Genomic DNA, 26,484 nt, shown 5'->3' with positions numbered 1-26,484 from the left:
AATTAAAACGACAATTAAATAGGAAATACCATGGCTGACGAAAATCAGACAAACAACGGCGAAGCAGCAAGCGCACCTGCGCAGCAAGGTGCTCAGTTCAATATTCAGCGTATTTACACAAAAGATATTTCTTTTGAGTCTCCAAACGCACCTGCTATTTTCACTAAAGAGTGGAAGCCAGAAATTAAACTAGACATCGACACTAGCACGAACAAGCTAGAAGAAAATGTGTTTGAAGTGGTGCTTTCAGTTACCGTTACAGCAACACTTGGCGAAGAAACAGCGTTCCTTTGTGAAGTTCAGCAAGCAGGTATCTTTGCCATTGGCGAAATGCCAGATCAAAACAAAGCACACACGCTAGGTTCGTTCTGCCCGAACATGCTATTCCCATATGCGCGTGAAGCTATCTCTAACCTGGTTAACCGTGGAACTTTCCCTCCACTTAACCTAGCACCTGTAAACTTTGACGCTATCTTTGCCGCTTACGTACAAAAACGTGCACAGCAAGCGCAAGGCGAAGCGCCTAAAATGGACGCCTAATTAGGTGACCATAAAGGACGTGGACATGAAGTCGAATTCGGTTTCAGAGTCGGTTTCAGTATTGGGGGCGGGGTCTTACGGCACCGCCCTTGCTTTTTGTCTTGCCAGAAATGGCAACCCAACACTGCTTTGGGGCCGTGATGAAAAGCACATTGCTGAAATGGCGGCGAATCGCGAAAACACGCGATACCTCCCTGGCGCTACGTTTCCCGAAGCGTTAGTTGTAAACGCAGATTTAGAAGACGTTGTTGCCGCAAGCCGAGATATATTGGTTGTGGTTCCAAGCCATGCATTTGCAACCATGCTTCACAGCTTAAAACCATTGCTAAAACCGCATCAACGTATAATTTGGGCGACTAAAGGGCTCGAACCTAAAACCGGCCGTTTACTTCGTGATGTAGCGGAGGAAATACTGGGTACTGACTATCCCCTAGCCGTGTTATCAGGACCTACCTTTGCAAAAGAAATGGTAGCAGGATTACCTACCGCCATCTCGCTCTCATCCACTGACGATACCTTAAGCGATGAATTTGCAGCAAAATTGCATTGTGCAAAGTCGTTCCGCGTTTATAAGAATTCAGACTTTACCGGTGTTCAGTTAGGTGGAGCGGTTAAAAACGTTATCGCCATTGGCGCAGGACTAGCCGACGGCCTAGGGTTTGGTGCCAATGCACGTACTGCACTGATTACTCGAGGCTTAGCAGAGCTTACGCGTTTAGGTGTAAAGCTGGGGGCGAATCCAGAAACCTTTATGGGTATGGCCGGCCTTGGCGACCTCGTACTAACTTGTACCGATAATCAATCGCGTAACCGCCGCTTTGGGTTGGCATTAGGCCAAGGCAAGAGTGTCGATGTGGCTATTGAAGAAATTGGTCAGGTGGTTGAGGGTTATCGCAATACCGAAGAAGTACATATTTTGTCAAAGAAAGTAGGCGTGGAAATGCCTATTTGTGAACAAATTTATGCCGTGCTTTATCACGGAAAATTGCCTAAAGATGCAGCGTTAGCCCTGCTAGGACGAGACTTAAAGCAAGAAGCTTAATAAGTAATTGATGGTCTTGGCTAAGCGCTAAAGACCATCACCCTCTTAACGATTCTTTTTCCCTAATTTTTCGCCAGCTTTCAAAGCTGCATTTATCGCCCTTCCCTCACCATTATTATTTTCTTATTGCTATGATAGCTATGCTGATTATGTTTATAACGTTTAGCTTTTTTTACTTTTTTATAGGGTGAATCTACAGCCACGTAGCGATTACCATGCTTGCGATAATAACGATTATTCGCAACGTAGTAATGATTGTTATCGATAATCTCTACCCTATGCGCACCTGGTAATACATTAACGTACAGTCCAATTTCAGGAAAGCGTATGGCTACGTCAATAAGCGGGCGAGCAGGTTGGGTATAAAAAAAGCCCCTACACCGGGGCTTCATAAAAACGAATGTCTTCAGGCTGCTTTATCCGTCTTGTGTTATCGCGCTCCGTCGTAACCTAATTGGCGCCAGCTTTCATAAACAAAAACCGACACTGCGTTCGACAGGTTCATACTGCGACTATCTGGCAACATAGGAATGCGAACGCGCTGCTCTGGAGGTAGCGATTGAATGTAATCGTCTGGTAAACCGCGGGTCTCAGGGCCAAAGATTAGCGCGTCGCCTTTTTTATAAGATACATCGCTATGAAACGCTTTTCCCTTCGTCGTACAGGCAAATACGCGGTTTGGCTTTGCATCCTCAAGGTAGGCTTCTAAATTTGCATGACGCTTAACGTGAGCAAATTCGTGGTAATCTAAGCCAGCACGGCGAACACGCTTATCGTCCCACTCGAACCCTAACGGCTCAATCAGGTGCAGCGTAAATCCACTATTTGCACATAAACGAATGATATTTCCCGTGTTAGGCGGGATCTCTGGCTGATAAAGTACGATATCGAGCATGCCTTTCTACACTACCTTAATAGTTAATCACTCGGCTATTTTATAACGAAACTGAGGTTACCATCATCTTTGACGTTGTTTTTATGGCTAGAAAGCGGCGCTTTCTGTCAAACGAGGTTATTGCTAACGCTAATCAAAGGCTAAAAAGTCGAGAATACGTTTAACGGAACGCTCGCGTATCTCGTCAGATTCAGTAAAAAGCTCATGATAAGCACGATGCACAATTTCAAGCGTTGCATTGGGCATTAGCTGAGCGACACGCCTTTGCCGCTTATTATCAATAATCGCGTCATCATCGGCGCTAAGTACCAGAGAAGGCGTTGAAATCCCTCTTGCACTGTTTTCAATTTTATTCATTGCCTGATGTGCTGCGGCCAGCCATTCAGTAGTTACACCACCAAGCTGAATTTCTTGCTCTTCATCGTACAATTCACGAAACAACGCATACCGCGCTTTACTGTGAGTGAGCTTATTCAATGAAAAAGGAAATGCGATATAGGGTGTTTGTCCAAAGAAATAACCCGCATCTTTCTTTGTCATTCTATTTACGGCAAGCCCCGTGCGAATTAATCCGTTTGCTAGCCAATTAGGCAAGGAAGGCTTAATGCCAAACATGGGCGATGCAAGGACCGCTTTGGAAAATAGATTGGGCAAGCGCAGTAAAGTAAGCGCACCAATCGCGCCACCCATTGAATGACAAATTAACTGCAGAGGGCCTTGCTGCAACGGCTTAACAATGGTCTCTACAAACGTGACGAAATCATCGACGTAGTCATCAAAGTGCGCTACATAACCGTGCTGAGGATCCCTTGTCATTCTATCTGACAAGCCTTGACCTCTGTGATCTAAGATAAAAACAGCAAATCCGTTTTGATATAAATCGTAAATAAACTCTTTGTACTTTAGATAAGATTCTATACGCCCCGAACAGATGACTATTGTTGCTCTTGGTGATTCGGGAATGCAATGCGCAAAACGCACTGTGATGTCACTTTTGCCGAGGAAATGGCCCTGTGTAACATTGTCTAACCAAAAAGGATTAATATGCGAGGCAAAGGTGCTTGCTAAGTTATTTTCAGACGTGAGCGTCCAGTTCATAAATCCCCTTTCTACAATAAAGTTGCGCTTAAATACGGCCAGTAACCACTGTCGTTGCCCTATTCAGCACTTGGGAAAAGACAGAGTAACGCGAAGCCCACCGCGCTCAGCAGGTTCAGCGATAATACGGCCATGATGCAACTCAACCGCCGCTTTTGCAATGGATAAACCCAAGCCAACGCCACCGGATTCACGTTCCCGAGCAAGGGAGGCGCGGTAGAAGGGAGAAAATATGCGGTCACATTCTTCAACCGTTAGTCCCTCGCCATCGTCTGTAATATGAATGCACCAGTGCTTGTAATCCTCGCTAAATGAAATATGCGTAATAAATTTACTGTGCCTAATAGCGTTGCGTAGAACATTCTCTACTGCACGGCAAAGCATCATACTGTCGATGAGTACGATCGTTTTGGGAATATCGTCTATTTGCAATTGCTTGTTCTTGTTCGCCGCTTCAAAGTGAGCATCGGTAAAGACATCGTTTAGCACTAGGGTCAATGCTTGTCGCTGCATTGTCGCCTCTCCAGATTCTGCGCGGCTTAACGTAAGTAGCTGCGCCACAAGCGCTTCCATTCGATCAGCTTCTCGCTCAACGCGGGACAGAGTATCCGGGTCTACATTTTGCTGATGAGCCAGGCCAAGCGCCATTTGCAGTCGTGCAAGAGGCGAGCGTAGCTCGTGAGACACATCTGCTAACAGGCGCTTTTGCGCTCCCCACATCGACTCTAGCTGTTCTGCCATCTTATTAAAATCACGAGCAAGTTGCCCCAGTTCATCTTGACGCTTCTCAGCCCCTTCAACCCGCGTTCGCCAATCTCCGCCCGCTAAACGCTTTGCTGAGCCTTGAATATGCAATATCGGCGTCGTGAGCGATTTAGCAAATAACCAGCTTAAAAGGATGGTGGTAATAAGGGCGATGGTCAAAAAGAGTAATATCGGAGGGGTTCTCTTTTCGGGCATATCTAGCTTTGCTGAGAAAAGCGCAAAGCGTTTGCCCTCTCGCTCAAAAAATAATGGGCCTATAATTTTAAATGCGCCTCGCTTAACCGCAATGGGTGACGTTTGATTTACCAGGCGCAGTAAGTCAGCTACATCGTTGTCTCGCAGCGGTGGGCCACCAACTGATGTTAAGCTGTTATCTTGGACGTTTACGGCAATCAACCGTCCTCTTACACCCCGAGAACTCCGCTCGAGCGCTGCCTCTAATGGCATTGTTTGCAATCGGTCACGCTGCATGCGTTCAATTGCTTGGTTTAAGTCAGCCACTTCACGGGGCTTCATCTGCACCACTTGCAGGTCTTCGAAAAACAGGCGGCTTCCCCATATTGCCAGAAGAGCAGTAACAATAAAGGTTGCCCAAAACCAAAGAAAAATGCGCCCCATAATGGCACGCGTTGGATTTATGCTGCGTAATATTTTTACCATTAATGGGTCCCAGTAATTAACATATACCCTACGCCCCGGATGGTTTTAATTTTTTCATCGACGGCTACTGCACTCATTTTCTTACGCAGGTTGCTAACGTGCATATCGATGCTGCGGTCAAACGCTTGAAGCGGTTTGCCCAGTATCTTTAAGCTTATTTCTTCTTTCGTCACTCGCTGTGCAGCATTTAGCATGAGCAAACGTAAGATCAAAAACTCAGTAGTGGTAAGTGTAAGTTCAACATCATCGACTTTGGCAAGCTGACTACTTGGACTTAAAAAGATCCCATTTACAAACAAATCCTGCTCAACGGCTCCTCCCGTTGCTGAGAGGTTGTGTCGACGAACAATGGCCTTGATACGGGCCACTAGTTCTCTATGGTTAAATGGCTTAGGCAAATAATCATCTGCGCCCATTTCAAGACCTAAAATGCGGTCGTAGTCATCGCCTCGTGCCGTAAGCATAAGTACAGGCGTACTGTGGCTTGCTCGCAACTTTTTTAAGACATCGAAGCCGTCCATTTTCGGCATCATTACATCAAGCAAAATCAGGTCGTAATGACGCCCTGAGATAGCCTCCGACAAGCCTTCTTCGCTATCGTTTTTCACCTGAACCTGATAGCCCATACCGGACAAGTACGCCGAAAGCATTTCTGTAAGCTCAAGGTCATCATCAATAACTAGAACTGACTGCAAGTGAAAATCTGAACTCATGGTATTAAACTCTTTTGCTGCAAGATTCATGAAAGTGCCTGTAAACGAAGTAAACTTCAACTCACGCTTGAAGCGAAGCTTTCAAACATTGCCGAAAGCGAAAGTCAAACGCATACTATAACTTTTCAGACCTTTACAATTACAAAACGGCATCACCTTTACATAAGCTTTACAGTACGTTGACAGCTTTCCTTGTTGAGAAAGCTACTATTATCGTGTCCTAACAAAAAGGAGACGACAATGAAAAAGGTATTAATTGCTAGTGTTACTGTAGCGGCGATTAGCTTAAGCGGCCTAACGTTGGCTCAGCCCGCGGGCCCTGGTATGCGTCACCACGAACCGGTTAAAGAAATGGTTAAACACCTTCGCGGCATAGGCTTGAGCGACTTGCAGCGTGAAGAAATAAAAACTCTGGTTAGCGCGTTTAAAGAGGCCAAGCCTCGACCTGTGCGGGGAAGTGTTGACAAGCCCGATTTTGATTTTGAGACCGCCTCTGAAACCCAAATCAGTACATTTATACAAACTCAATTTGAAGCGCGTGAGACTCAACATTTTGCTCTTGCACAACTTCGCCATGACATTTTCAACGTGCTAACTGAAGAGCAGCAAGCAAAAGTTTTAGCTCGAGAAGCAAAGAGAGAAGCTAAAAAAGAAAACCGTCGCAATGCATCTGAAGAGAAAAAAGCGCAATTTGCGAAACGTTTAGACAGAGAAGGTAAAGATAAAAAATTCTCTCATCACAACCGTAAAGGCCATGAACATAAGCGCGATGGCCTGCCATTCGAAGGCATTGAGCTAAGTGATACACAGAGAGAGAGTCTTAGTGCACTTCGGGAGTCTTTTAAAGACACCGCCGAAGCAAACAGACAAATCATGCGTAGCTTTAAAGATGCACAGCGCGAATTAATTCGTAGCTCGTCATTCTCGCAAGCTTCCTGGGAAGCGCTTGTTACGAAATACAAGGACGACATTATTAGCGCTGGTGTGGAGAAAGCCAAACATCGTCAAGCCATGTTTGCCTTACTTACCGATGAGCAAAAAACGGAACTAAAAACCCACCGTGAAGATGAGCGTAAAATACGGGATATATTTAGATAAGACCTACCTGTGTCTTTGACCGATTACCCACTATAAAAAGTGCTGGCCTAGTCCAGCCTTTTTTGTTTCATCTAATAAATCAGCATGCCCGTTCAGACAAACTCTACTGACCTTAAAAGGCGTATTAAAAGTTCGGTTTCACCGGTTTGTAGTCTGGCGATAAGAATAATGGCGACGTTATTACTAAGTCTGCCGTCGCTGGCGTGCAGGCTACAGGCACATTCCAGACCGAGCACAATCGCAGCAGCGCTTTAACATCCGGATCATGTGGCGCTGGATTTAGTGGGTCCCAAAAAAAGAAAAGTGCATCAAGTTTATTTTCAGCGATGAGTGCCCCTATTTGCTGGTCGCCACCAAGCGGGCCACTTTTATACCGAGTGACATCAAGTCCGGTTTCGCTGGCAATGAGGCCGCCGGTCGTTCCTGTTCCCACTAAATTGCATTGTTCAAGTACGTTAATGTGTTGCTTGACCCATGCTAACAACTCAGGTTTTTTATGATCGTGCGCAACAAGCGCCAAGGTAAGTTTGCCCATTTGATTTTCCGGTTATTCCAAAACGTATTCACAGCCGAGTGTAGGTTTTCATCCACTCGTTAGACACTTTAAGATAGTTCAATGTACTAATTAAAAGACCACGCCAACAGGCAAGCTGTTCAGTTCGTTATGGTTATGCGACAACGTATATAAATATTCAGTTTTCTTGCTCGCGTTGTCAACTGACTGTAACAACTATAAATGTACTATTACTTAATTCGTTACCGGCGAACTGCGCGAAACACCAAAACAAAATATTTATACATTTTTATTGAATAAAAATTCAATATCGTTAGAATAGTCGACGGTTAAAGCATCCAACCCACTTATTTAGGGTTGTAACATGATAGGAATTGATGATGGCACAACCAACTCACGTTGTTGGTTCAACCACTAGCAACGACAAAGAGTTTACCTCTCCCCTGGCTGGCTACACCTTGCATAGCGCACGACGATGCGTGTGCACTCCTATGCGCATTCTGTAGCACACTTTTTACCTTTGTAATGTGGTCGCGGTTAGGCAAGAATTTACGCCCAACCAGTTTACAAAGGTAAAAAGTGATTTTTTCTCCTTTTATTGAATTTTAAATTATGTACAACGTTTCAATTATCGGTGCCAGTGGTTACACAGGGGCACAACTTGTTCAGTTGGTGAATCAACATCCTACGTTAAAACTAGCGGGTACCTACGTGTCTGAAAATAGCAATGACGCTGGTAAAGATATCGCAGAGCTACATGGCAATTTGGCTCACGTGAACGCTACGCTTACACCTATTTCAAATGCTGCATTAAAAGAGATGGCAGATAACGTTGATTTTATCTTCCTAGCCACGCCCCACGAGGCCAGCCACGACTGGATGCCAGTGCTATCTTCAGGTAAAGCCAAAGTACTCGATTTATCCGGCGCATTCAGGCTAAAAGACACCCAAGTTTTCGAACAATTTTATGACTTTCCCCATACGCAAGAACAAAGCCTAGCTCAGGCTGTTTATGGTCTTGCCGAATGGCACGAAGCCCAAATTGCCGGTGCCGATGTTATTGCTGTGCCGGGTTGCTACCCCACTGCGAGCCTTAGTGCACTTAAGCCTCTTGCTCACCATAATTTGCTGGATGAAAGCGTACGCCCTGTGATCAACGCCGTATCTGGTGTATCCGGTGCGGGCAGAAAAGCTAGCCTTACCACCAGTTTTTTCGAAGTAAGCCTGCAAGCATATGGCGTGCTAGGCCACCGTCATACGCCTGAAATAGAAGCATATTTAGGCACACCGGTTATCTTTACGCCGCACTTAGGAAACTTCAAAAGAGGAATATTGGCGACGGTGACGGTTAAAGTTAAAGCTGGTACCACCAGCACCCAACTTGAACAAGCGTACACTGACGCCTATGCTGATAAACCCATTGTGCGGTTGCGCAAGAGTTTTCCAAAAATTGACGACGTTGCCCACACCCCATTTGTCGATCTTCACTGGAAGTTAGACGAGGCATCTGGGTATGCAGTGGTAACAGCGGCCATAGACAACGTGATGAAGGGCGCGGCCTCGCAGGCTATACAGTGCCTGAATATAATGACGAAACAACCAGTAGAAACAGGGTTAGTACTATGAGTGTTTCACCTATTGTAATTAAAGTTGGTGGTGCATTACTTGACGATGCAGCGGCAATGACGCGCTTATTTTTAAGCGTAAAAGAAGTTCAAACCATACGCCCCGTCGTTGTGGTGCACGGCGGCGGCCCGTTAGTTGAAACCCTAATGGCGAGCCTGGGCCTTCAAAGTACAAAAATTGATGGCCTTCGCGTTACGCCCGATGAGCACATGCCTTATATTTGCGGCGCACTTGCAGGCTCTGCGAATAAACAGCTTTGTGCAGCGGCACTAGCCACGGGTATTACTCCAGTTGGTTTATCTTTGCTTGATGGAAATATGGTGGTATGCGAGCCACTTGCTGACCAATATGGCGCCGTGGGCGTGCCTTCGACAGCTGATGCATCTTTTTTAAAAAGCGTACTAGCACAGTCTACACTTCCGGTAATCAGCTCTATTGGCTCAAGCCCACAAGGTAGATTACTGAATGTAAATGCCGATCAAGCAGCTACGGTTATCGCCGAACTTCTTAACGCGGAACTTTTATTACTTTCAAATGTTGAAGGTGTACTTGACGGTGACAAATTGCTAATTAGCGAACTTAATGCTGCAAGTATTGCGAAATATGCAGACGAAGGCGTGATCACTGACGGAATGAAGGTGAAAGTAGATGCGGCACTTGCGTCTGCAGAGAGCCTAAACCGCGCGGTTTACATCGCAAGCTGGGCAGCTGATATCAACGACATTTTAAATAAAAAAACGGGTACACAAATTCTGCCCGCAGCGCTGGCAAACACAGAGTCCACAAACGCTGCTCTAACAAAAGGCAATGCCGGAGAAGTACAATGAAACAGGACCTACTCACCTTTGCAAACTGGACACCCGAGGCAATGAAAAACTTGCTGCAATTGGCTGTAGAAATTAAACAAGCGCCAGCAAGTTACAGTAATGTGCTAGCGGGAAAATCAATTGTTGCCCTGTTTGAAAAGCCATCTTTGCGAACACGCGTTAGTTTTGATATTGGTATCAACAAGCTTGGCGGCCATATGGTGTATTTAGATGTGCAGTCGGGCAACTTAGCAGGCCGTGAAGATGCAGTAGACACCGCTGCTAACCTTGCGTGCTGGGCCGACGCTATCGTGGCTCGCGTATTTTCTCACGAAACGCTAGAAACCTTTTCAAAGGCGGCGAAAGTGCCGGTTATTAACGCTCTGTGTGATAAATACCATCCGTGCCAAGGCCTTGCTGACTACCTTACTATGTTTGAACGCTTCGGCAAAACTGAAGGTCTTACCATGGCCTATGTAGGCGACGGCAACAATGTAACCCATTCTCTGTTAATTGTTGGGGCGCTTCTAGGTTGCAACCAAGTTGTAGTCACGCCAGAGGGGCACGAAGCGGCACCTGAAATTGTGGCGCAGGCAAAAGCGATTGCCGAGAAAACGGGTGTATCGATTGTTGAAAGCACAGAGCTTAGTGCTGCTAACGGTGCAGACGTTATCTATGCAGATACATGGCTTTCAATGGGTGACGAGACGCCACTTGAAGTGATCAAAGAAAAGTTCATGCCTTATCAGGTGAACGAAGCGTTGATGGAAGCAACCGGTGCTAGCTACGTTATGCACTGCCAACCTGCCCATCGCGATTTAGAAATTACCGGCTCGTTGATTGATAGCGATAAATCGCTATTAATGCAGCAAGCCGAAAATAGAATGCATGGCCAAAACGCCATTCTTACTCAATTACTTAACGCTTAATAAAGACGCCTAAAAAGACGCTTAGAAGGATTATTTAGATGCAAAACGTTAAAAAAATCGTGCTGGCCTATTCAGGCGGGCTTGATACATCAGCCATCATTCCATGGCTTAAAGAAAACTATGGCTGTGAAGTTGTCGCGTTTGCGGCAGATGTGGGCCAAGGTGATGAAGAACTAGAAGGGCTTCACGAGAAAGCTATCGCGTCTGGCGCAAGCGAATGCCACATTGTTGATTTGAAAGAAGAGTTCGTAAGCGAATATATCTTCCCAACTATTACTACAGGTGCAGTTTACGAAGGTGAATACCTACTGGGTACGTCAATGGCACGCCCGGTCATCGCTAAAGCGCAAGTTGAGATTGCGCGCAAAGTAGGTGCCGACGCACTATGCCACGGCTGTACAGGTAAAGGTAACGACCAGGTTCGTTTTGAAAGCACTTTTGCCGCCCTTGCTCCAGACCTTACTGTTATCGCGCCTTGGCGTGAGTGGGATATGGTGAGCCGCGAAGACTTACTTGCATACCTAGCTGAGCGCAATATTGCGACAACCGCCTCAGCGACAAAGATTTACAGCCGTGATGCAAACGCATGGCACATTTCACACGAAGGTGGCGAGCTTGAAGATCCATGGCAAGAGCCTACCAAGCAAGTGTGGACGCTAACGGTAGATCCAGAAGATGCGCCAGATACACCTGAGCGCGTAACCCTGTCTTTTGACGAAGGTAAGCTGACTCATGTTGATGGTGAGGCACTATCGCCTTATCAAGCGCTAGTTAAACTTAATACTGTAGCTGCGGCGCATGGTGTTGGACGTATCGACATTGTTGAGAACCGCCTTGTAGGTATGAAGTCTCGTGGCTGTTATGAAACACCAGGAGGCACCGTACTGCTTAAAGCGTATAAAGCCCTAGAAACTATGGTGCTAGATAAAGCTGCGCTTAAATACCGTGAGCAGATTGGTCTTGAGTTCTCACACGTGATGTACGACGGTCGTTGGTTTACGGCTCTTAACGATGCATTACTTGCAGGCGCTGCGTCTTTTGCCAAAAAAGTTACGGGCGATATCGTGGTTAAGCTTTACAAAGGCCAAGCTACGGTTACACAACGCCGCTCACCAAACAGCCTTTACTCTGAAGACTTTGCTACCTTTGGTGCTGATGATGTTTACGACCAGAAGCATGCTGAAGGCTTTATCCGCCTATTCAGCCTTTCAAGTCGTATTGAAGCACTAAAAAAACAAGGTTAGTCGCATACCGTGCGTAACTCTACCTAGTTACGCGCGGATAGCGATGGCATTAAACAGCATTTAAGGAGCATCACATGGCGTTGTGGGGTGGCCGGTTTGAATCCGGTGCAAGTAGTATGTTTAAACAGGTTAACGACTCGCTGCCGTTTGACCAGGTTATGGCAAGCCAAGATATTCAAGGCTCTATCAGCTGGTCGCGCGCACTGCAAAAAGCAGGCGTATTGACCGTTGACGAACAAGCCCAGCTTGAATCCGCACTGAGCGAGTTAAAAGCGAAAGCTGATGCAGGTGAATTAGACTTTAACGCATCTAGCGAAGAAGACATTCACAGCTTTGTTGAAGCTGCGCTTATAGAGAAGCTTGGCGACATTGGTCGTAAACTTCATACTGGGCGTAGCCGAAACGATCAGGTTGCTACCGACTTTCGCCTGTGGGTACGTGAACATATTGCCTCACTTCGCACTGATGTTTTGGGTGTAATAAAGTCGCTTCTTAATGCCGCTAGCCGTCATCAAGAAGCAATTATCCCAGGCTACACGCACTTACAGCGTGCACAGCCTATTCACTTTGCCCACTGGTGCTTAGCTTACGTTGAAATGCTAAAGCGTGACTTAAGCCGTTTAGACGACCTAAAAGTGCGCATGAATCAGTGCCCTTTAGGTTCAGGCGCATTGGCAGGCACTACTTTCCCTGTAGACCGTCATGCCATTGCTGAAGAGCTGGGCTTTGACTCTCCATGCCTTAACAGCCTAGACGCTGTGTCGGACAGAGATTTTGTGCTAGAGCTTTTGTTTGTAGCCAGCACCAGCATGATGCACTTGTCACGTCTTGCCGAAGACATGATTTTTTATAACTCTGGCGAAGCAGGATTCTTACAGCTTGGCGATAGCGTAACCTCTGGTTCATCGCTTATGCCGCAGAAGAAAAACCCTGATGCACTAGAGTTAATGCGTGGCAAATGTGGCCGTGTGTTTGGTTCTTTGCAGGCACTATTGGTTACCATGAAAGGCCTTCCTCTTGCGTACAACAAAGACATGCAAGAAGACAAAGAGGGCGCTATTGATACGGTAAATCAGTGGCACATTTGTTTATGCATTGCCAGCGAAGTGCTTGACTCACTGCAGCTAAACGAAGAACGCTGCCGCGTTGCAGCAACCCAAGGTTTTTCTAACGCCACTGAGCTTGCCGATTATTTGGTAGGTAAAGGTGTGCCGTTTAGAACAGGCCACGATATTGCAGGGCGCGTTGTACTTCAGGCCATCGACAAAGGCTGTGCCATTGAAGATTTGCCATTAAGCGACATGCAGGCGATTTGCGACAAAATTGAAGACGACGTATACCCAGTACTACAGCTAGAGTACGGCGTTAATCAACGCAATATCTTGGGCGGTACCAGCAAAGAAACGGTGACAAAAGCACTGTATCAGGAGCTGGAAGACTTGGACAAGCAAGGGTAGCGACAAGGAACTGCTTAGATGGTATTAGCGCATCATGACGGCATAAAACTGTTTCGCAGTTCACTGCCCTATATTAATGCTCACCAGGGAAAGACTTTCGTTTTGATGTTCGGTGGCGAAGCCATTGAACATCCTAATTTCCCTAATATTATTCACGACATTGCACTGCTTAACAGCTTAGGCGTGCGCGTAGTTGTAGTACACGGTGCCCGCCCGCAAATAGATCAGCGTGTTGCCCTACGCAATATTGAAGGTCGCTTTGACAGCGGCGTGCGCATTACCGACAAGCAAACCCTAGAGTGCGTAAAAGATGCCGCCGGTTCAGTTCGCTCTCAGGTTGAAGCCTTGCTTACTATGGGCTTGCCTAACTCACCTATGCATGGCTCGCAAATACGCGTGTGCTCGGGGAACTTGGTGGTTGCTAAGCCGATGGGCGTGCGAGGCGGTGTTGATTTTGAAAACACCGGTTTAGTGCGCCGCATCGATACCACGGGCATTAATGATCACCTAAACGATGGCTCAATTGTGCTGCTTTCGCCTATGGGCTATTCATCAACGGGGGAAGTGTTTAACCTGTCACATGAAGATGTAGCCACACAGGCGGCTATTGCCCTTAAAGCTGACAAGCTTATCGTGTTTTCAAACTTCGATGGCATATACAATCGCGAAGGTCGATTGCTTCGCACCATTGAACGTCCTCAGTTAGAGCAACTGATCATGGCGGGAGACATCACCACCGAAGATACCGTATTGAGCGCCCTTACCACCAGCGTTGCAGCTGGCGTGCCCCGCGCCCACTGTATCAGCTATGAAAAAGACGGCGCATTGCTGCAAGAGTTGTTCACGCGTGACGGTACCGGCTCTTTGGTAATGGAACACCACTACGAACAATTACGTGCAGCTACTATCGAAGATGTGGGCGGTATCTTAAAGCTGATAAAACCGCTAGAGGAAAGCGGTGTGTTAGTTAAGCGCTCTAGAGAGCGTTTAGAGAACGAAATCAACCAGTTTATCGTGATAGTGCGAGACGGCATGATCATCGCGTGCGCAGCTTTGTATTTATATCCTGAAGACGGCTGTGCCGAATTAGCTTGTGTGGCTACCCACCAAGACTATCGCGGCAAAAACCGTGGCGAACGGATTTTAGATGAAGTGCGCGCCCGTGCTAAAGAAGCAGGTATTGAGCGTATTTTTGTGCTTACAACCGTTACTGCCCATTGGTTTTTAGAGCAAGGCTTTGAGCCTGCTGACATCAGCGCGTTGCCGGCGGTGAAAAAAGAGCTGTATAACTTCCAGCGGAACTCGAAAGTATTCACGCTACCTGTTTGAGTCATTACTTTTTAAATCGCGAGTGCTATGGCTTATCTATCCCAGCTAAGCGTTAGCATTTGCGTACTAACAACTTATCTACTTGCCATTGCTTAGCCATTATCATTAGTAAAATAAACAATCGGCATCACTACGACACAATTCAGATACCTTCTAAGTGGCTACTCGCCAACGACGATGACATTGCTAATATTCGTAACGTTCACGATATGCTCAGCGTGTTCCCTAATATGGACTCTGAAATTGAAGCGCTTGAACCAAAAGCACTAAACGTAAATGAGATAGGCCATATGAAATTCTTTTCCAGAAAGTGTCAGCACTTGTGGCCCAAAGTAACAGACTATTTTAAGCGCTACATGTAGGCAGGCTTTCCTGAGTTTGCGCAAAAAAACAGAGCGATAAAAATGTAGAGACGGTTGCGCAACTCGTGAATTCTTAATCTATAGTTATAACTGCGTTATAGGCCATAACTTCTACTCGATAAAATAATATGAATAACAAAGAAAAAATACTGCAGGCGGCATCTGAACTCTTTAGCGAGGAGGGGTACGATGCTTTGAGCGTGCGCAACATTGCGAAGCACGCCAATTTATCAACCATTGGCATTTACAGTCACTTTAAGGGCAAACAGGGTATTCTTAACGCTTTGTGTCAACAAGCTTGCGAAGTGCTAACCCAAAGCATTTTGCGTGCTAATGGAAATACAGCCTCAGATAAGGTCCTTGATGCCTGCGAGAATATATTAAACTACGCCGAATTTAATACGGCACACTATCAATTAATATTTGGCGGCAGTACCTCATTTTTTTCGATGACCGAAGAGACGAGAGCAGCCAAATCAACATTAATCGTAGCAATGGCAGGGTTATGCAAAACGCTTCCCAAAAACCAGGTATCAAGTGACAAAGCCGTGACAATCGCAACACAAGTCATGGCCTTAACTCATGGTTATATTCAGTTTTTTCAAAGCAATCACTCACCAGAGATTACTCAGACCAATTGGAAAGATAAAGCACTCCAAGCTGCACGGCTTCATGTTTACGCAATAGTTGCTACCCAATAGCATATTGCGAAGATTGCAGTTATAGGCATGCCACCTGTAACCACACCGTACGTTTTGCTAGAACTTAGCTAGAACAATGGGGTTGGGTAGTTTTCCTAAAACTAACTCTGACCCCATTTGCTTTATCTACTGGCTACCGCCTTTCTGACACGAGCGCCATAGTCACTATCCGCCAAATCGTATTGCACCAACATGGCTTCTTGTACGTCTTGTGTCGCTTGGCTTAGTCGCTGAACGAACATTTACTTACTCGAAAAAGGTAACACCATTACTTTTTTGCAATTTAAGTCTGATAAATGTCCGCATACGTAAGAGACAGACAAAAGCTCTGCCAATAAGAAAACGATGACTAAGCTGCTGATATATATAACCGGGGCCGTGATGCTATGTATTATCGCCATAGCATCGTGGAAAACCTTTACTTTTTTGATGCAAATTGATGATAAGAATCATGAACTTACTTTTATGGGCAGTTCTGGTTGGCAGTGGCACGACAAAAAACAGGGTATTCAAATCAAACGTGTAGAAGCTCAGTTACCCGCGTTAAGAAAAGTGTCAGAAAATAAAGAATATGCATCTCTTGTAACCATTACGGAGAATGGAAACTATCGTGGCTTTGTATTTTTCAACGAGGCATGTGAGGAAGGTTCAATCGTTTCTGAACGACTCACCTATAATCAAACAGAGCAACCTAAGCTTGAAGTGTTACATTGCCTTCACGGTAAACTGGTGTATATGAAAACGTGGACGTCTGTACCTGCCATAAAATGGCAGGGCCGTGTGGGCAACTTTGAATTTGATGAAGATTTGAACGAATGGGATTTCACCCCACTCCAACAAGCATACTTAAAAAGTGTGGCAGAGCTTATCTGAAAATCAGGGTCAGAGTACTTTTCGTCGATGCCCTTTTTAGGCATTGTGATGCTAAGAAGATGATTAACATAACTTAAGTACACTGACCCCGTCATTTGAGTAATGTACTCTGACCCCATTATTTAGGTGTTGGCGAGCGCGTTGTCGATATCTTTGGGGCTGTGGCGGTTTTCTAACTGGCCATCATCGCCCCAAGTCTTGTTAACAATACGGCCACGCTTTACTCCTTCGCGCTGCTCTAGCTGCTTAGCCCAGCGAACTAAATTAGTATACTCATGCACCTGAAGAAACTTGGCTGCATCGTATAAGTTCCCCAGTACGAGGTTGCCGTACCATGGCCAGATCGCTATATCGGCAATGCTGTATTCGCTGCCTGCCATGAACTCATTGTTCGCTAAGTGTTTGTCTAGCACATCGAGTTGACGCTTGGTTTCCATGGTAAAGCGATTGATTGGGTATTCCATTGGATAAGGCGCATAGCTATAAAAGTGGCCGAACCCCCCGCCTAGGTATGGCGCTGAGCCCACCTGCCAGAATAGCCAGTTAAAGCATTCTGCTTTCGCGTGGGCGTCTTGCGGAATAAATTTTCCGAATTTTTCTGCCAGGTAGACCAAGATTGAACCTGACTCGAACAGCTTGGTTTCTGGCGACGTTGTTGTGTCGACCATCGCAGGGATCTTGCTGTTTGGGTTCACGTCCACAAACCCAGAGGAAAACTGATCGCCCTCGCCAATGTTTATTAGCCACGCATCGTATTCTGCTTCGCTGACACCGGCAGCCAACAGTTCTTCAAGCATAATAGTCACTTTCTGCCCGTTAGGTGTAGCTAACGAGTATAGCTGTAAACCATGTTCGCCAGTGGATCGCGCTTTTTCGTGGGTCGAACCTGACACGGGGCGGTTGATACTGGCCCACTTGTTGCCATCATCTTCAGCCTGCGTCCAAACGTCAGGGGGTGTGTAGTTACTTTCTGTCGACATAGCGATTCCCTTAAATGATTTTTAGGTGAAGGAGACATACTTCATATCTATAGAGAACGGCTTTTAAAGGCGTATGGCTCACTATGTCGACTAATAAACAGCACTGCGCGATTACTGACATAAAAAAGCCGCGCTATGCAATAAAACAGAGCGCGGCTTTGTGAATAAAAGGCGAGCAGTCCTTTGCCCGCAAACTGGTACTATTCGATAGTTACCGTAGTAGTGTCACCTGCTACAACAGTGGTGGTATCGATAGTTTGTAAAAAGAAACCGTCCTCTTCATCTTCATCCGTTTCCGGCTCGTCAAACAAAGCTACACATGAAAAGGCGAGTGAATAATCGCCTTGAGGCATGAAGCCCGCGGTAAAATTGAATGTTTCATCAGACTCGTCGTAGGTTACAGGCACCACAGTAAAAGGGCGTAACTCGGTATCATCGAAACCGACCTCTGCGTCGTCACCAAGAGTATCGAGAACATTTTGCTCACCTTCATAAATGTAAACCGCATTACCAGAAAACATGTCAGATTTAACAGCACACTTTTCGTTCATCACAAGCGTACTATCTACCGTGCCGTTAAGCGTTCCAACATCGTCGTTTAACACTAGGCGAACACCACGGGGTTTTAACATGATGACTTCTTGCCCTACTGGGTCGACTAAACTTTTTCTTAAATCGAACTCAACAGTATAGGCTGCGTTAAAGTTAGGCTGTGCAGTGAAACCGTCTAGCTTCAGCTCGCCACTTGGCACGCGAATAGGATATGTGCCTTCGTTAGTCACGATGTACGACTCGTCAGTGACGCTAAGGCGTAGTTGGTTGTAGTCACCTATCGGTATTTCAGTATCTTCAACAATCACTTCAAATTGTTCGCCAGGCAAAGACAGTAAGTCAATGCTTCGAGGATCACCGTTCTCATCTTCAACAGAAAACGTGATTGGTGAATCGTTACCAATTAATTCAACCTCATCGAAATACACTACCACTTCACTGGCGTTATCAACTGGGGCATCTGAAACCGAAAGAGAAAAAGTACTGGTAGTTGGTGTGGGCTGGTCGTCTACGCTATCACCAGAACCGCCACAAGCACTTAGTGTAGCAAGTGCGGCCATAACCATTGATGTTGAGAAGGAGCGCTTAAGAGCTCGTGAGTACAATGAATTAAATTGAGTTTTTGTTTTTTTCATTTATAACACCTACTTTTTCTTTTATATGCCAAGGGTAGTTATCAATGTTTATGCCAAAACAAAATAAGCATTATTTTTCATATATTTAGAACTAAAAAACCCATATTAACGATAGGGTAAAAATAGGAAATGTTGCGCATAAGCAACACCTTTTTACATAAAACAGGTTTGAATAAACTGAGATGCCGACATCAGAACAAGGGGCAAGGGGCAAGGGGCAAGGCTATTGTGAATAAATTATCTCAAACCGAGTATAAGGTTGACTTCTATGCCCACAAAAAAAGCAGGCAAGGCCTGCTTTTTTAAAACGTCAGCGTTAGTTAAATGCTAACCCGTTTATAAGGGCGGTACTCAGCTTTCCAGAAGTTTCGCTCTATACTTTCAAGCAAAGCGTCATCCGACATCTCAAGGGCAAGCCCCTGCTCCATCGCTACCCTACCCACTTCAAAGGCAATCTCGCGACTTATTTGAGCTATTGCAGATAGCGGCGGCAATAACGAACCTTGCCCCGTGTTGACTAATGGCGACGCTAAAGCAAGCGCGTTACTTGCAGCCATTAACATTTCGTCGCTAATTAGTTTGGCTTTAGAGGCGACAACGCCAAGACCAATACCGGGGAAAATGTACGAGTTGTTGCATTGTGCAATAGGGTAAATTTCACCTTTATACTCAACAGGTTTAAATGGGCTACCCGTCGCGATAATAACTTCACCGTCGGTCCATTCAATAACCTGCTCTGGTCTTGCCTCAACTTGGCGAGACGGGTTACTCAGTGGGAATATGATTGGTAACTCACATCCTTGCTTCATGGCGCGGATCACTTGCTCAGTAAACAAACCAGGCTGACCTGAAACGCCAATCAGTACGTCTGGCTGCGCGCAGTGCATCACGTCAAGTAGTGATGCGTAATCACCACTGAATGTCCAATCAGCTAAGTCTGCATTTTTTTGCTGAAGCTTTTGTTGGAAGTCACGTAAGCCTTCCATACCTTCAGTGACTAAGCCGAAACGGTCAATCATAAACACTTGCTTACGCGCTTGTTCGTCAGTAAGACCTTCAAAGACCATTTGTTGAATAAGCATTTCAGCAATACCACAACCTGCTGAGCCCGCGCCCACAAATACAACCTTCATGTCGCTAAGCTTTTGCTGCTTAGTTTTACATGCCGCGAGTATAGTGCCGAGCGTAACTGCAGCAGTACCTTGAATATCGTCGTTAAAGCAGCACACATCGTTTCGGTAGCGATTAAGTAACGGCATTGCATTGGGCTGCGCGAAGTCTTCAAACTGGATCATCACATCTGGCCAGCGTCGTTTCACCGCATTAATGAACATATCTACAAATTCATCGTATTCTTCTTGCCCAATACGAGGATGACGCGCGCCCATATACATAGGGTCGTTTAACAGTTTCTCGTTATTGGTGCCGACGTCTAGCATAACGGGTAGCGTGTAAGCAGGGCTAATTCCGCCACATGCGGTATAGAGCGACAGTTTACCGATAGGGATCCCCATACCGCCAATACCCTGGTCTCCCAACCCAAGAATACGCTCACCGTCAGTCACAACAATCACTTTTACTTTGCGTTTTGTGGCATTGCGAACAATGTCGTCTAGCTGATGACGCTCTTCATATGACACAAACAATCCACGGGAGCTACGGTAGATATCAGAAAACTGTTCACATGCATCTCCTACCGTTGGGGTGTAAATAATGGGCATCATCTCATCGATATGCTTTTGAATGAGACGATAGAACAAGGTTTCGTTGTTGTCTTGAATAGCTCGAAGGTAAATATGCTTATTTAACGCTTCGTCGAAGCTGCTATATTGCATATACGCTCGTTCAACTTGTTCCTCAATGGTTTCATATCGAGGCGGCACCAGACCGGCTAGGTTGAACGCCGCTCGCTCGCGGGCGGTAAAGGCACTGCCTTTATTCAGTAGGGGCGTTTCTAGCAATGAAGGGCCAGCGTGAGGGATATATAGATATCGTTGTGAGTCTTCTGACATTGTTTTTCCGAAAATGTGTTCAGGCAATTACATCGCTCAAGCCTAAAGAAGCGACACGTCAGCGACGTGTCTTCTTATAATTAGAATATTTCTTCTGGCTCTGGCGCAGTAGTTTCATCCTGCGTGGCGGGATCCAACACTTCGTCATCACGAACATAAGTTGTCGGTTCAGTGCCTTGCAGGAAATATTCAAATAGTGTCGTATGGTCTGTCCGTCGGGTCAACTTTCCACTGGTACGATCAATGCGAACTCGCACTATATTTTCTGGTACGGGCATTGGCGTATGCGGTTTACTTTCAAGCGCATATTCCATGAATCTGATCCATGCAGGCTGTGCTGCTTTCGCGCCATCTTCAATACCTATCATGGCATTGCCTATCCAATTAAATTTTTCAGGATCTTTGTTGATAAGATTTTGGTTGCGTGTTGCACGGCCGAGTTGTCTTCCCATATTGTCAAAGCCTACCCATGCAGTGGCAACAATATCCTTGTGAAAGCCGCTGAACCAGGTGTCTCGTGAATCGTTAGTGGTACCAGTTTTACCCGCAATATCCGTGCGCTGAAGTATATTACGAGCACGCCACCCGGTTCCCAACCAATAGGTTTTTTTGCTCCAATTACCGTTTGCTCGAACAGCGGTACGCATCATTTCACCGACTAAAAAGGCGTTTTGTGCCGTGATCACTTGAGGTGCTATCACTTTCTCGGTATTTTCATCGTCGCCGAAATCACCTAAGAGTATGTCTTGATTGAGCTCTGCGGCTAACAAGGCTTCAACATCGGCTTCCTCGTCTTCCGGTAATATGTCGGCATCACTTTGGCTTTCGCAACGATTACATGCCCAAACCGGATTGGCTTTCCATAGTTCATCGCCATTTTCATCCAGCACTTTGCTTATGAAGTGTGGATTTACCAGATATCCACCGTTAGCGATAACCGACATCCCTCTCACGACCTCTAGAGGAGTGTGCGAACTAGAACCCAACGATACGGTTTCATCCAATGGAATATCGTCTTTATTAAAGCCGAAGCGGGTTAAATAATCTGCGGTTTCTCTTAATCCAACCCCGCGAAGTAATCTAACCGAGACTACGTTTTTAGATTTCCCAAGGGCTTTTCGCATTCTGATAGGGCCATCGTACTCAGCGGGTGAGTTTTGAGGGCGCCACGCTACGCCCGTGGCTGCATTCCATTGGTTAATCGGCGCGTCATTGATAATAGATGCCAGTGTGTAACCGCTGTCTATAGCTGCTGAGTACACAAAAGGTTTGATGTTTGAACCAACCTGGCGCTTCGCTTGCGTCGCTCGGTTAAATTGACTTTGGTAGAAGCTATAACCACCAACCACCGCTTCGACCGCGCCGTTTTGTGGGTCAAGTGCGATAAAGGCTCCACTCACTTCGGGTATTTGCGAAATACGCCACTGATCATCTTGCTGCCTTATGTAGATTACCGCGCCTTCTTGCGTGACATCACTGGCTGTTTGCGGGTCGCTGCCTTGTCTGAAATCAGTAATGTAGCGACGGGCCCAATCCAGACCACCCCACTCTATCGTCCGCACTTGCTCATCAACTGACAACACTTCTATTGATTGTTCGTTGACCTTTGTTACGACAGAGGGAATAAGAGGCTTGATATGAGGAATCTCTGCTAACACTTGCAGCATTGAAGCCTCATCCCATTCGTCCCTTGAGCTTTTATTACTGACGTCGAAACTCAATGACAACTGAGGGATAACATCATCTTTACTTTCTGGCTTAGGAATATTCCATAAATATCCAAGAGCACCCTTGTAGCCGTGACGCTCATCGTAATCATGAAGGTTTCTTACCACCGCTCTTTGAGCAGCAAGCTGCATATCTGACGTTGCGGTTGCAAACACTTGATAGCCGCCTGTTTCAGCTTCTTCCTTACCATAAATTTCTACCATTTCATTATAAATGGTGTCAGCGAGATAAGGCGCATCCACTTCAATCTCTGCGCCGTGTTTTTTAGCGGAAACAGGAGCGCTTGCAGCCTCGTCGAACTGGGCTTTTGTGATGTAGTTTTCGTCAAGCATTCGAAGTAATACAACTCGTCTACGCTCAACAGAGCGTTCTGGGCTGCTAACTGGATTTAACACTGAAGGTGCTTTGGGAAGACCGGCAATCGTTGCAATTTGTGCCAGCGTGAGTTCATTTAGCGGTTTACCATAGTAAACTTGTGCAGCCGCACCGAAACCAAACGCTCTATGTCCTAACTCGATTTTATTGAGATACAGCTCCAAGATTTCTTGCTTTGATAGCTCCTGCTCCATATGAAGCGCAATGAAGATTTCTTTTACCTTTCTTACGTACGTTTTTTCACGGCTTAGGAAAAAGCCTCGCGCTAGCTGCATCGTTAGCGTACTTGCCCCCTGACGTTTTTCGCCAGTTAACACTAAACTTACTGCAGCACGCACAATACCAATTGGGTCAATACCGCGGTGTTCGTAGAAGCGACTGTCCTCGGTAGCAAGTATGGCATCGATCAATTCTTGAGGAACTTCCTCAAGTTTTACCGGGATCCGCCGTTTAACTCCATACTGCGAAATAAGTTTTCCGTCTTTGGTGTATATCTGCATGGGTGTTTGCAGCCGTACATCCTTAAGTACAGTAACACTTGGTAGGTCAGGTTTGATATAAAAGTAAATACCTACCAGCGCAGCGAAACCAAGAAGGCCTGATAGAAAACTAAATAGAATAAATGGTTTGATGTACTTCACTGTAACGGATACCAAGACATTTTGTTGAAATGACGTATATTTATACGTATGTGCTTACATTAGAACCATACGCATTATACTAATAGAGTAACATTGTACTTTAGAGCAACTACCTTTGAAACTGGACACTTAAACATGAAATCGCTGTTCAAAAAAAAGCTGCCGCCCATTGTGGGCTTAGACATAGGCACGCGTCAAATAAAAGCGGTGTGGCTAGAGCAATCGAAAGACGGATTCATCCTTCAAGGGTATGCCTGTGAGCCGATAAGCAAGATCGCGTTCTCAGAACGTGATATCAAAGACTATGAGTCTGTCAGTATCGCGCTTAAAAAGATTCGTAAATCTCTTAAAACGAAAATAAAGCTCGCCAACGTTGCCGTAGCGGGTACTTCGGTTATTAGCAAAATCGTATACATGGATCCCGAACAAAACGACTACGACTTGGAAAATCAAATTGAAATAGAAGCGGATAGCCTAATTCCCTACCCGCTTGAAGAAGTGTATTTAGATTTTGAAGAAATGGGCCCCAGTGCCACCCATACCGGAAAGGTAAATGTGCTTTTAACCGCGGCGCATAAAGATTTGGTTGATAGCAGATTACTACTTGCTAGAGAAGCCAACTTTGAGCCCAAAATTGTCGATATGGAAAATTTTGCTATTGGAAACGCGCTCGACTTTTTTTATACAGCCCATGAGGAAGATACGCCGCTTTGTTGTGTTAACGTTGGCGCGTCGCTGCTGCAAATATGCGTTGTTAAAAATGGCGAAGTAATCTACACAAAAGAGCATGCATTCGGCCTTAACCATTTAATCAATGATATCAGTGCTATTCACATGGTTGAACGGGAAAGCGCAGAGAGGCAGCTTCTTGACGGCACGCTTTTTGGCAATTGGGTAGAAGATACGTTGCCTATATTTGCCGCGAACCTTCAGCAAAACATCAATCGTGCAATACAAATGTATATGAGTACGCTACATGCAGATCGTCCCACGAAAATCCTATTCTGTGGTGGCGCAGCGACCATAGCACCTCTTGTCGATATTTTAAAACAAGACTTGGGGCTTGATGTAATTTGCTTCAATCCCTTTAGTAATATGACAATTAACCCTAAACTTGATACCACAAGACTTAACAAAATAGCGCCTCAACTTGCCATTGCCGCAGGATTGGCGAGCCGGAGCTTTACGCCATGGCACATGTAAACTTATTGCCCTGGCGTGAAAAGCAGCGTCAGCATCAGAAGCAACAATATCTTGCCGGCTTGGTGGCTGTTGCCGCCATCGTTGGCCTCATTTTTTGGTTTATCGGTCAAGCCATTGACCAGCAAATCAATAATCAAAACTCGCGCAATCAGTTCCTTGAACGAGAAATTGCTATCCTCGATGCGCAAATTGGCGAAATTAAAAAAGTAAAAGAAAGAAAGAGTGCCGTTGAACAGCGGATGGCGTTAATTGAACAACTTCAGGCCAGCCGCAATATTGCACCGATTGTTTTTGATGAGCTTGCAAAGCTAGTTCCGCCTGGTGTTGCTTTCGAGACAATGACGCGGAGCAATAATCGCATTGAGATAGAAGGAATTAGTGATTCTAATAACCGTCTGTCTGACTTCATGCGTGCGCTGGATAACTCGAAAGTTTTTGTTTCTGCCGAGCTATCGACGATAAAATCTGACAGCAGTGCCGCCAGAGCCATCAGCAATTTCACGCTTACTTTCTCAATAAATCCAAACGTCGCTCCTGTAGAGCTTGAAGTGAGTGAGGCACAGAAATAATGAAGTTTGATGTTTCAAAGCTAAAAGAACTCAATGAGCTCGATTTCGAACAGATAGCAATATGGCCAAACGAAGTACGTATTGTTGTAGCAGCTTTCCTCGCTATTTTAGTAGGCGCCTTAAGCTATTACATGTTAGTCAGCCCGAAGCTGCCAATAAAAGACGCAGTTGAATTAAAAGAGCAAGAGCTAAAGCTTCAGTTTGAAGCAAAATACCGCATTGCGGCCAATTTAGATGCCTACGAAGCGCAACTAAAACAGATTCAAGAAGACTTTTCCTCAATGCTAAAAAGTCTACCTACCAGTAATGAAACCCCTGGATTGCTAGACGACATTACCTATGTAGGAACGGCTTCAGGCCTCACATTTGAGCTGTTGAACTGGCAGCAAGAAGTGCCAAAAGAGTTCTATACTGAGCTTCCTATCGAAATGGAAGTAAGCGGCGGTTATCACAATTTTGGCGAATTTGTTTCGAAGGTCGCTGATTTACCTCGAATTGTGACCCTGCATGACTTCGAAATTAAGCGACAGGCCAATACCTTATCGCTTAAATTACAGGCTAAAACCTATCGCTCTGAAAGCGCATCAGATCTTGAAGGAGATGAACAATGATTCGTTCGTTTTTATCTCTGATTGTTCTATTTCTAATAGCCGGTTGTTCACCTAAACTTGACGACTTGCAAGCTTACACCCAAAGCGTAAAGGAGCGAGCTCAGCCGCAGGTTGAACCCTATCCAGAATTTAAAAGCCACCCTCCTTTTAATTACTCATCAAGCGAACTACGTAGCCCTTTTGACCGCCTACGGAACGAGACGGCACCAGTAACGACGTCACGAGTTGAAAACTGTTTACAGCCTGATTTTCAGCGCCGCAAAGAAGCATTGGAGGCTTACGGCATAGACGCATTGGCCCTAGCCGGTAGTTTCGTGGTTAAAGGAGAGAAATGGGCGCTTTTAAAAAGTAATGATGGCGTTCTACATAAAGCTAAAGTAGGGAGTCGTATCGGTTTGTTTTATGGCAAAATTATACAAATCGGCGCAGACTCGATTACTATTGAACAATTATTACCTGATGGCGCAGGCTGCTGGCAAAGGAAAACAACAACAATGACTACAGCATCGAAGGCGGGAGAGTAAGC

General features: G+C 45.7%; 26 protein-coding genes. 17 read left to right on the top strand and 9 right to left on the bottom strand.

Going from position 1 to position 26,484, the window contains the following annotated elements; genetic code table 11:
• Window positions 1-30 precede the first annotated feature (30 nt).
• Window positions 31-540 (top strand): protein-export chaperone SecB, encoded by a 510-nt coding sequence (gene secB, locus GVO62_RS13595; RefSeq protein ID WP_105930511.1) that lies wholly within the window; start codon window positions 31-33, stop codon window positions 538-540.
• A gap of 25 nt (window positions 541-565) precedes the next feature.
• Window positions 566-1,582 carry an NAD(P)H-dependent glycerol-3-phosphate dehydrogenase gene (gene gpsA, locus GVO62_RS13590; protein ID WP_159119692.1) on the top strand — a complete coding sequence of 339 codons (1,017 nt, stop codon included), beginning with the start codon at window positions 566-568 and terminating at the stop codon, window positions 1,580-1,582.
• 430 nt (window positions 1,583-2,012) lie between these two features.
• Here the strand turns inward: gpsA and trmL are convergent, their stop codons facing one another.
• From trmL to GVO62_RS13570, 4 genes are all read right to left on the bottom strand, one after another.
• Window positions 2,013-2,477 (bottom strand): tRNA (uridine(34)/cytosine(34)/5-carboxymethylaminomethyluridine(34)-2'-O)-methyltransferase TrmL, encoded by a 465-nt coding sequence (gene trmL / locus GVO62_RS13585; protein WP_105930513.1) that lies wholly within the window; start codon window positions 2,475-2,477, stop codon window positions 2,013-2,015.
• Window positions 2,478-2,606: 129 nt separating this feature from the next.
• Complete coding sequence (locus GVO62_RS13580; RefSeq protein WP_159119691.1) at window positions 2,607-3,575, bottom strand: alpha/beta fold hydrolase; 969 nt, start codon at window positions 3,573-3,575, stop codon at window positions 2,607-2,609.
• A 63-nt stretch (window positions 3,576-3,638) separates the two neighbouring features.
• On the bottom strand, window positions 3,639-5,000 hold the full coding sequence (locus GVO62_RS13575; protein WP_159119690.1) for an ATP-binding protein: 1,362 nt from the start codon (window positions 4,998-5,000) through the stop codon (window positions 3,639-3,641).
• On the bottom strand, window positions 5,000-5,743 hold the full coding sequence (locus tag GVO62_RS13570) for a response regulator transcription factor (protein ID WP_159119689.1): 744 nt from the start codon (window positions 5,741-5,743) through the stop codon (window positions 5,000-5,002). Before GVO62_RS13570 ends, GVO62_RS13575 begins: the two co-directional genes overlap by 1 nt.
• A gap of 210 nt (window positions 5,744-5,953) precedes the next feature.
• Here GVO62_RS13570 and GVO62_RS13565 point away from each other — a divergent pair, with 210 nt between their 5' ends.
• Window positions 5,954-6,811 (top strand): Spy/CpxP family protein refolding chaperone, encoded by an 858-nt coding sequence (locus GVO62_RS13565; RefSeq protein ID WP_159119688.1) that lies wholly within the window; start codon window positions 5,954-5,956, stop codon window positions 6,809-6,811.
• 124 nt (window positions 6,812-6,935) lie between these two features.
• On the opposite strand, the gene GVO62_RS13560 is transcribed toward GVO62_RS13565, so the two are convergent.
• The gene (locus GVO62_RS13560) at window positions 6,936-7,346 is read right to left on the bottom strand and encodes a methylglyoxal synthase (RefSeq protein WP_159119687.1); all 411 of its coding nucleotides are present in this window, start codon (window positions 7,344-7,346) and stop codon (window positions 6,936-6,938) included.
• Window positions 7,347-7,705: 359 nt separating this feature from the next.
• Between GVO62_RS13560 and GVO62_RS19620 the strand changes: the two genes are divergently transcribed.
• The 10 genes from GVO62_RS19620 (at window position 7,706) to GVO62_RS13515 (ending at window position 16,652) form a co-directional block, all read left to right on the top strand.
• Window positions 7,706-7,831 carry a hypothetical protein gene (locus GVO62_RS19620; RefSeq protein ID WP_268891149.1) on the top strand — a complete coding sequence of 42 codons (126 nt, stop codon included), beginning with the start codon at window positions 7,706-7,708 and terminating at the stop codon, window positions 7,829-7,831.
• A gap of 106 nt (window positions 7,832-7,937) precedes the next feature.
• Entirely contained in the window at window positions 7,938-8,951 is a 1,014-nt protein-coding gene (argC, locus tag GVO62_RS13555) for an N-acetyl-gamma-glutamyl-phosphate reductase (RefSeq protein ID WP_159119686.1), read from the top strand.
• On the top strand, window positions 8,948-9,778 hold the full coding sequence (gene argB / locus GVO62_RS13550) for an acetylglutamate kinase (RefSeq protein ID WP_159119685.1): 831 nt from the start codon (window positions 8,948-8,950) through the stop codon (window positions 9,776-9,778). Before argC ends, argB begins: the two co-directional genes overlap by 4 nt.
• Complete coding sequence (locus tag GVO62_RS13545) at window positions 9,775-10,686, top strand: ornithine carbamoyltransferase (RefSeq protein ID WP_159119684.1); 912 nt, start codon at window positions 9,775-9,777, stop codon at window positions 10,684-10,686. The genes argB and GVO62_RS13545 overlap by 4 nt, the downstream gene beginning before the upstream one ends.
• A gap of 38 nt (window positions 10,687-10,724) precedes the next feature.
• Window positions 10,725-11,930 (top strand): argininosuccinate synthase, encoded by a 1,206-nt coding sequence (locus GVO62_RS13540; protein ID WP_105930522.1) that lies wholly within the window; start codon window positions 10,725-10,727, stop codon window positions 11,928-11,930.
• A gap of 74 nt (window positions 11,931-12,004) precedes the next feature.
• Window positions 12,005-13,387, top strand: a complete 1,383-nt coding sequence (gene argH / locus GVO62_RS13535; RefSeq protein ID WP_014997128.1) for an argininosuccinate lyase — start codon at window positions 12,005-12,007, stop codon at window positions 13,385-13,387.
• Between the two features lie 18 nt (window positions 13,388-13,405).
• On the top strand, window positions 13,406-14,716 hold the full coding sequence (argA, locus tag GVO62_RS13530) for an amino-acid N-acetyltransferase (RefSeq protein WP_159119683.1): 1,311 nt from the start codon (window positions 13,406-13,408) through the stop codon (window positions 14,714-14,716).
• A gap of 59 nt (window positions 14,717-14,775) precedes the next feature.
• Entirely contained in the window at window positions 14,776-15,078 is a 303-nt protein-coding gene (locus GVO62_RS13525) for a hypothetical protein (protein WP_236547157.1), read from the top strand.
• A 128-nt stretch (window positions 15,079-15,206) separates the two neighbouring features.
• The gene (locus tag GVO62_RS13520; protein WP_159119682.1) at window positions 15,207-15,779 is read left to right on the top strand and encodes a TetR/AcrR family transcriptional regulator; all 573 of its coding nucleotides are present in this window, start codon (window positions 15,207-15,209) and stop codon (window positions 15,777-15,779) included.
• A 345-nt stretch (window positions 15,780-16,124) separates the two neighbouring features.
• Window positions 16,125-16,652: a hypothetical protein gene (locus tag GVO62_RS13515; RefSeq protein WP_159119681.1), complete on the top strand. Its 528-nt coding sequence runs from the start codon at window positions 16,125-16,127 to the stop codon at window positions 16,650-16,652.
• Between the two features lie 122 nt (window positions 16,653-16,774).
• On the opposite strand, the gene yghU is transcribed toward GVO62_RS13515, so the two are convergent.
• From yghU to GVO62_RS13495, 4 genes are all read right to left on the bottom strand, one after another.
• Window positions 16,775-17,632, bottom strand: a complete 858-nt coding sequence (gene yghU, locus GVO62_RS13510; protein ID WP_159119680.1) for a glutathione-dependent disulfide-bond oxidoreductase — start codon at window positions 17,630-17,632, stop codon at window positions 16,775-16,777.
• A 200-nt stretch (window positions 17,633-17,832) separates the two neighbouring features.
• Complete coding sequence (locus GVO62_RS13505) at window positions 17,833-18,819, bottom strand: DUF4382 domain-containing protein (RefSeq protein WP_159119679.1); 987 nt, start codon at window positions 18,817-18,819, stop codon at window positions 17,833-17,835.
• A gap of 320 nt (window positions 18,820-19,139) precedes the next feature.
• Complete coding sequence (locus GVO62_RS13500) at window positions 19,140-20,831, bottom strand: NAD-dependent malic enzyme (RefSeq protein WP_159119678.1); 1,692 nt, start codon at window positions 20,829-20,831, stop codon at window positions 19,140-19,142.
• Window positions 20,832-20,911: 80 nt separating this feature from the next.
• Window positions 20,912-23,575, bottom strand: a complete 2,664-nt coding sequence (locus GVO62_RS13495) for a penicillin-binding protein 1A (RefSeq protein ID WP_159119677.1) — start codon at window positions 23,573-23,575, stop codon at window positions 20,912-20,914.
• Window positions 23,576-23,710: 135 nt separating this feature from the next.
• Between GVO62_RS13495 and pilM the strand changes: the two genes are divergently transcribed.
• From pilM to GVO62_RS13475, 4 genes are read left to right on the top strand one after another with little or no spacing between them, the layout of a single operon-like run.
• Complete coding sequence (gene pilM / locus GVO62_RS13490) at window positions 23,711-24,778, top strand: type IV pilus assembly protein PilM (protein WP_159119676.1); 1,068 nt, start codon at window positions 23,711-23,713, stop codon at window positions 24,776-24,778.
• Window positions 24,766-25,347 (top strand): PilN domain-containing protein, encoded by a 582-nt coding sequence (locus GVO62_RS13485; protein ID WP_120963445.1) that lies wholly within the window; start codon window positions 24,766-24,768, stop codon window positions 25,345-25,347. The genes pilM and GVO62_RS13485 overlap by 13 nt, the downstream gene beginning before the upstream one ends.
• A complete protein-coding gene (locus GVO62_RS13480) occupies window positions 25,347-25,958 on the top strand; it encodes a type 4a pilus biogenesis protein PilO (protein ID WP_120963446.1) in 612 nt (203 codons plus the stop codon). Before GVO62_RS13485 ends, GVO62_RS13480 begins: the two co-directional genes overlap by 1 nt.
• The gene (locus tag GVO62_RS13475) at window positions 25,955-26,482 is read left to right on the top strand and encodes a pilus assembly protein PilP (protein ID WP_159119675.1); all 528 of its coding nucleotides are present in this window, start codon (window positions 25,955-25,957) and stop codon (window positions 26,480-26,482) included. Before GVO62_RS13480 ends, GVO62_RS13475 begins: the two co-directional genes overlap by 4 nt.
• Window positions 26,483-26,484 lie beyond the last annotated feature (2 nt).

Source organism: Alteromonas sp. KUL150 (assembly GCF_009811475.1).
In the GTDB taxonomy this organism is placed as follows: domain Bacteria; phylum Pseudomonadota; class Gammaproteobacteria; order Enterobacterales; family Alteromonadaceae; genus Alteromonas; species Alteromonas gracilis.
Note: the sequence above shows the minus strand (reverse complement) of the source record. Positions and strands in the feature narration are given on the sequence as shown.

Coding starts and splice junctions, on each gene's coding strand:
- secB (WP_105930511.1), top strand. CDS start 31: ATGGCTGACGAAAATCAGACAAACAACGGCGAAGCAGCAAGCGCACCT.
- gpsA (WP_159119692.1), top strand. CDS start 566: ATGAAGTCGAATTCGGTTTCAGAGTCGGTTTCAGTATTGGGGGCGGGG.
- trmL (WP_105930513.1), bottom strand. CDS start 2,477: ATGCTCGATATCGTACTTTATCAGCCAGAGATCCCGCCTAACACGGGA.
- GVO62_RS13580 (WP_159119691.1), bottom strand. CDS start 3,575: ATGAACTGGACGCTCACGTCTGAAAATAACTTAGCAAGCACCTTTGCC.
- GVO62_RS13575 (WP_159119690.1), bottom strand. CDS start 5,000: ATGGTAAAAATATTACGCAGCATAAATCCAACGCGTGCCATTATGGGG.
- GVO62_RS13570 (WP_159119689.1), bottom strand. CDS start 5,743: ATGAATCTTGCAGCAAAAGAGTTTAATACCATGAGTTCAGATTTTCAC.
- GVO62_RS13565 (WP_159119688.1), top strand. CDS start 5,954: ATGAAAAAGGTATTAATTGCTAGTGTTACTGTAGCGGCGATTAGCTTA.
- GVO62_RS13560 (WP_159119687.1), bottom strand. CDS start 7,346: ATGGGCAAACTTACCTTGGCGCTTGTTGCGCACGATCATAAAAAACCT.
- GVO62_RS19620 (WP_268891149.1), top strand. CDS start 7,706: ATGGCACAACCAACTCACGTTGTTGGTTCAACCACTAGCAACGACAAA.
- argC (WP_159119686.1), top strand. CDS start 7,938: ATGTACAACGTTTCAATTATCGGTGCCAGTGGTTACACAGGGGCACAA.
- argB (WP_159119685.1), top strand. CDS start 8,948: ATGAGTGTTTCACCTATTGTAATTAAAGTTGGTGGTGCATTACTTGAC.
- GVO62_RS13545 (WP_159119684.1), top strand. CDS start 9,775: ATGAAACAGGACCTACTCACCTTTGCAAACTGGACACCCGAGGCAATG.
- GVO62_RS13540 (WP_105930522.1), top strand. CDS start 10,725: ATGCAAAACGTTAAAAAAATCGTGCTGGCCTATTCAGGCGGGCTTGAT.
- argH (WP_014997128.1), top strand. CDS start 12,005: ATGGCGTTGTGGGGTGGCCGGTTTGAATCCGGTGCAAGTAGTATGTTT.
- argA (WP_159119683.1), top strand. CDS start 13,406: ATGGTATTAGCGCATCATGACGGCATAAAACTGTTTCGCAGTTCACTG.
- GVO62_RS13520 (WP_159119682.1), top strand. CDS start 15,207: ATGAATAACAAAGAAAAAATACTGCAGGCGGCATCTGAACTCTTTAGC.
- GVO62_RS13515 (WP_159119681.1), top strand. CDS start 16,125: ATGACTAAGCTGCTGATATATATAACCGGGGCCGTGATGCTATGTATT.
- yghU (WP_159119680.1), bottom strand. CDS start 17,632: ATGTCGACAGAAAGTAACTACACACCCCCTGACGTTTGGACGCAGGCT.
- GVO62_RS13505 (WP_159119679.1), bottom strand. CDS start 18,819: ATGAAAAAAACAAAAACTCAATTTAATTCATTGTACTCACGAGCTCTT.
- GVO62_RS13500 (WP_159119678.1), bottom strand. CDS start 20,831: ATGTCAGAAGACTCACAACGATATCTATATATCCCTCACGCTGGCCCT.
- pilM (WP_159119676.1), top strand. CDS start 23,711: ATGAAATCGCTGTTCAAAAAAAAGCTGCCGCCCATTGTGGGCTTAGAC.
- GVO62_RS13485 (WP_120963445.1), top strand. CDS start 24,766: ATGGCACATGTAAACTTATTGCCCTGGCGTGAAAAGCAGCGTCAGCAT.
- GVO62_RS13480 (WP_120963446.1), top strand. CDS start 25,347: ATGAAGTTTGATGTTTCAAAGCTAAAAGAACTCAATGAGCTCGATTTC.
- GVO62_RS13475 (WP_159119675.1), top strand. CDS start 25,955: ATGATTCGTTCGTTTTTATCTCTGATTGTTCTATTTCTAATAGCCGGT.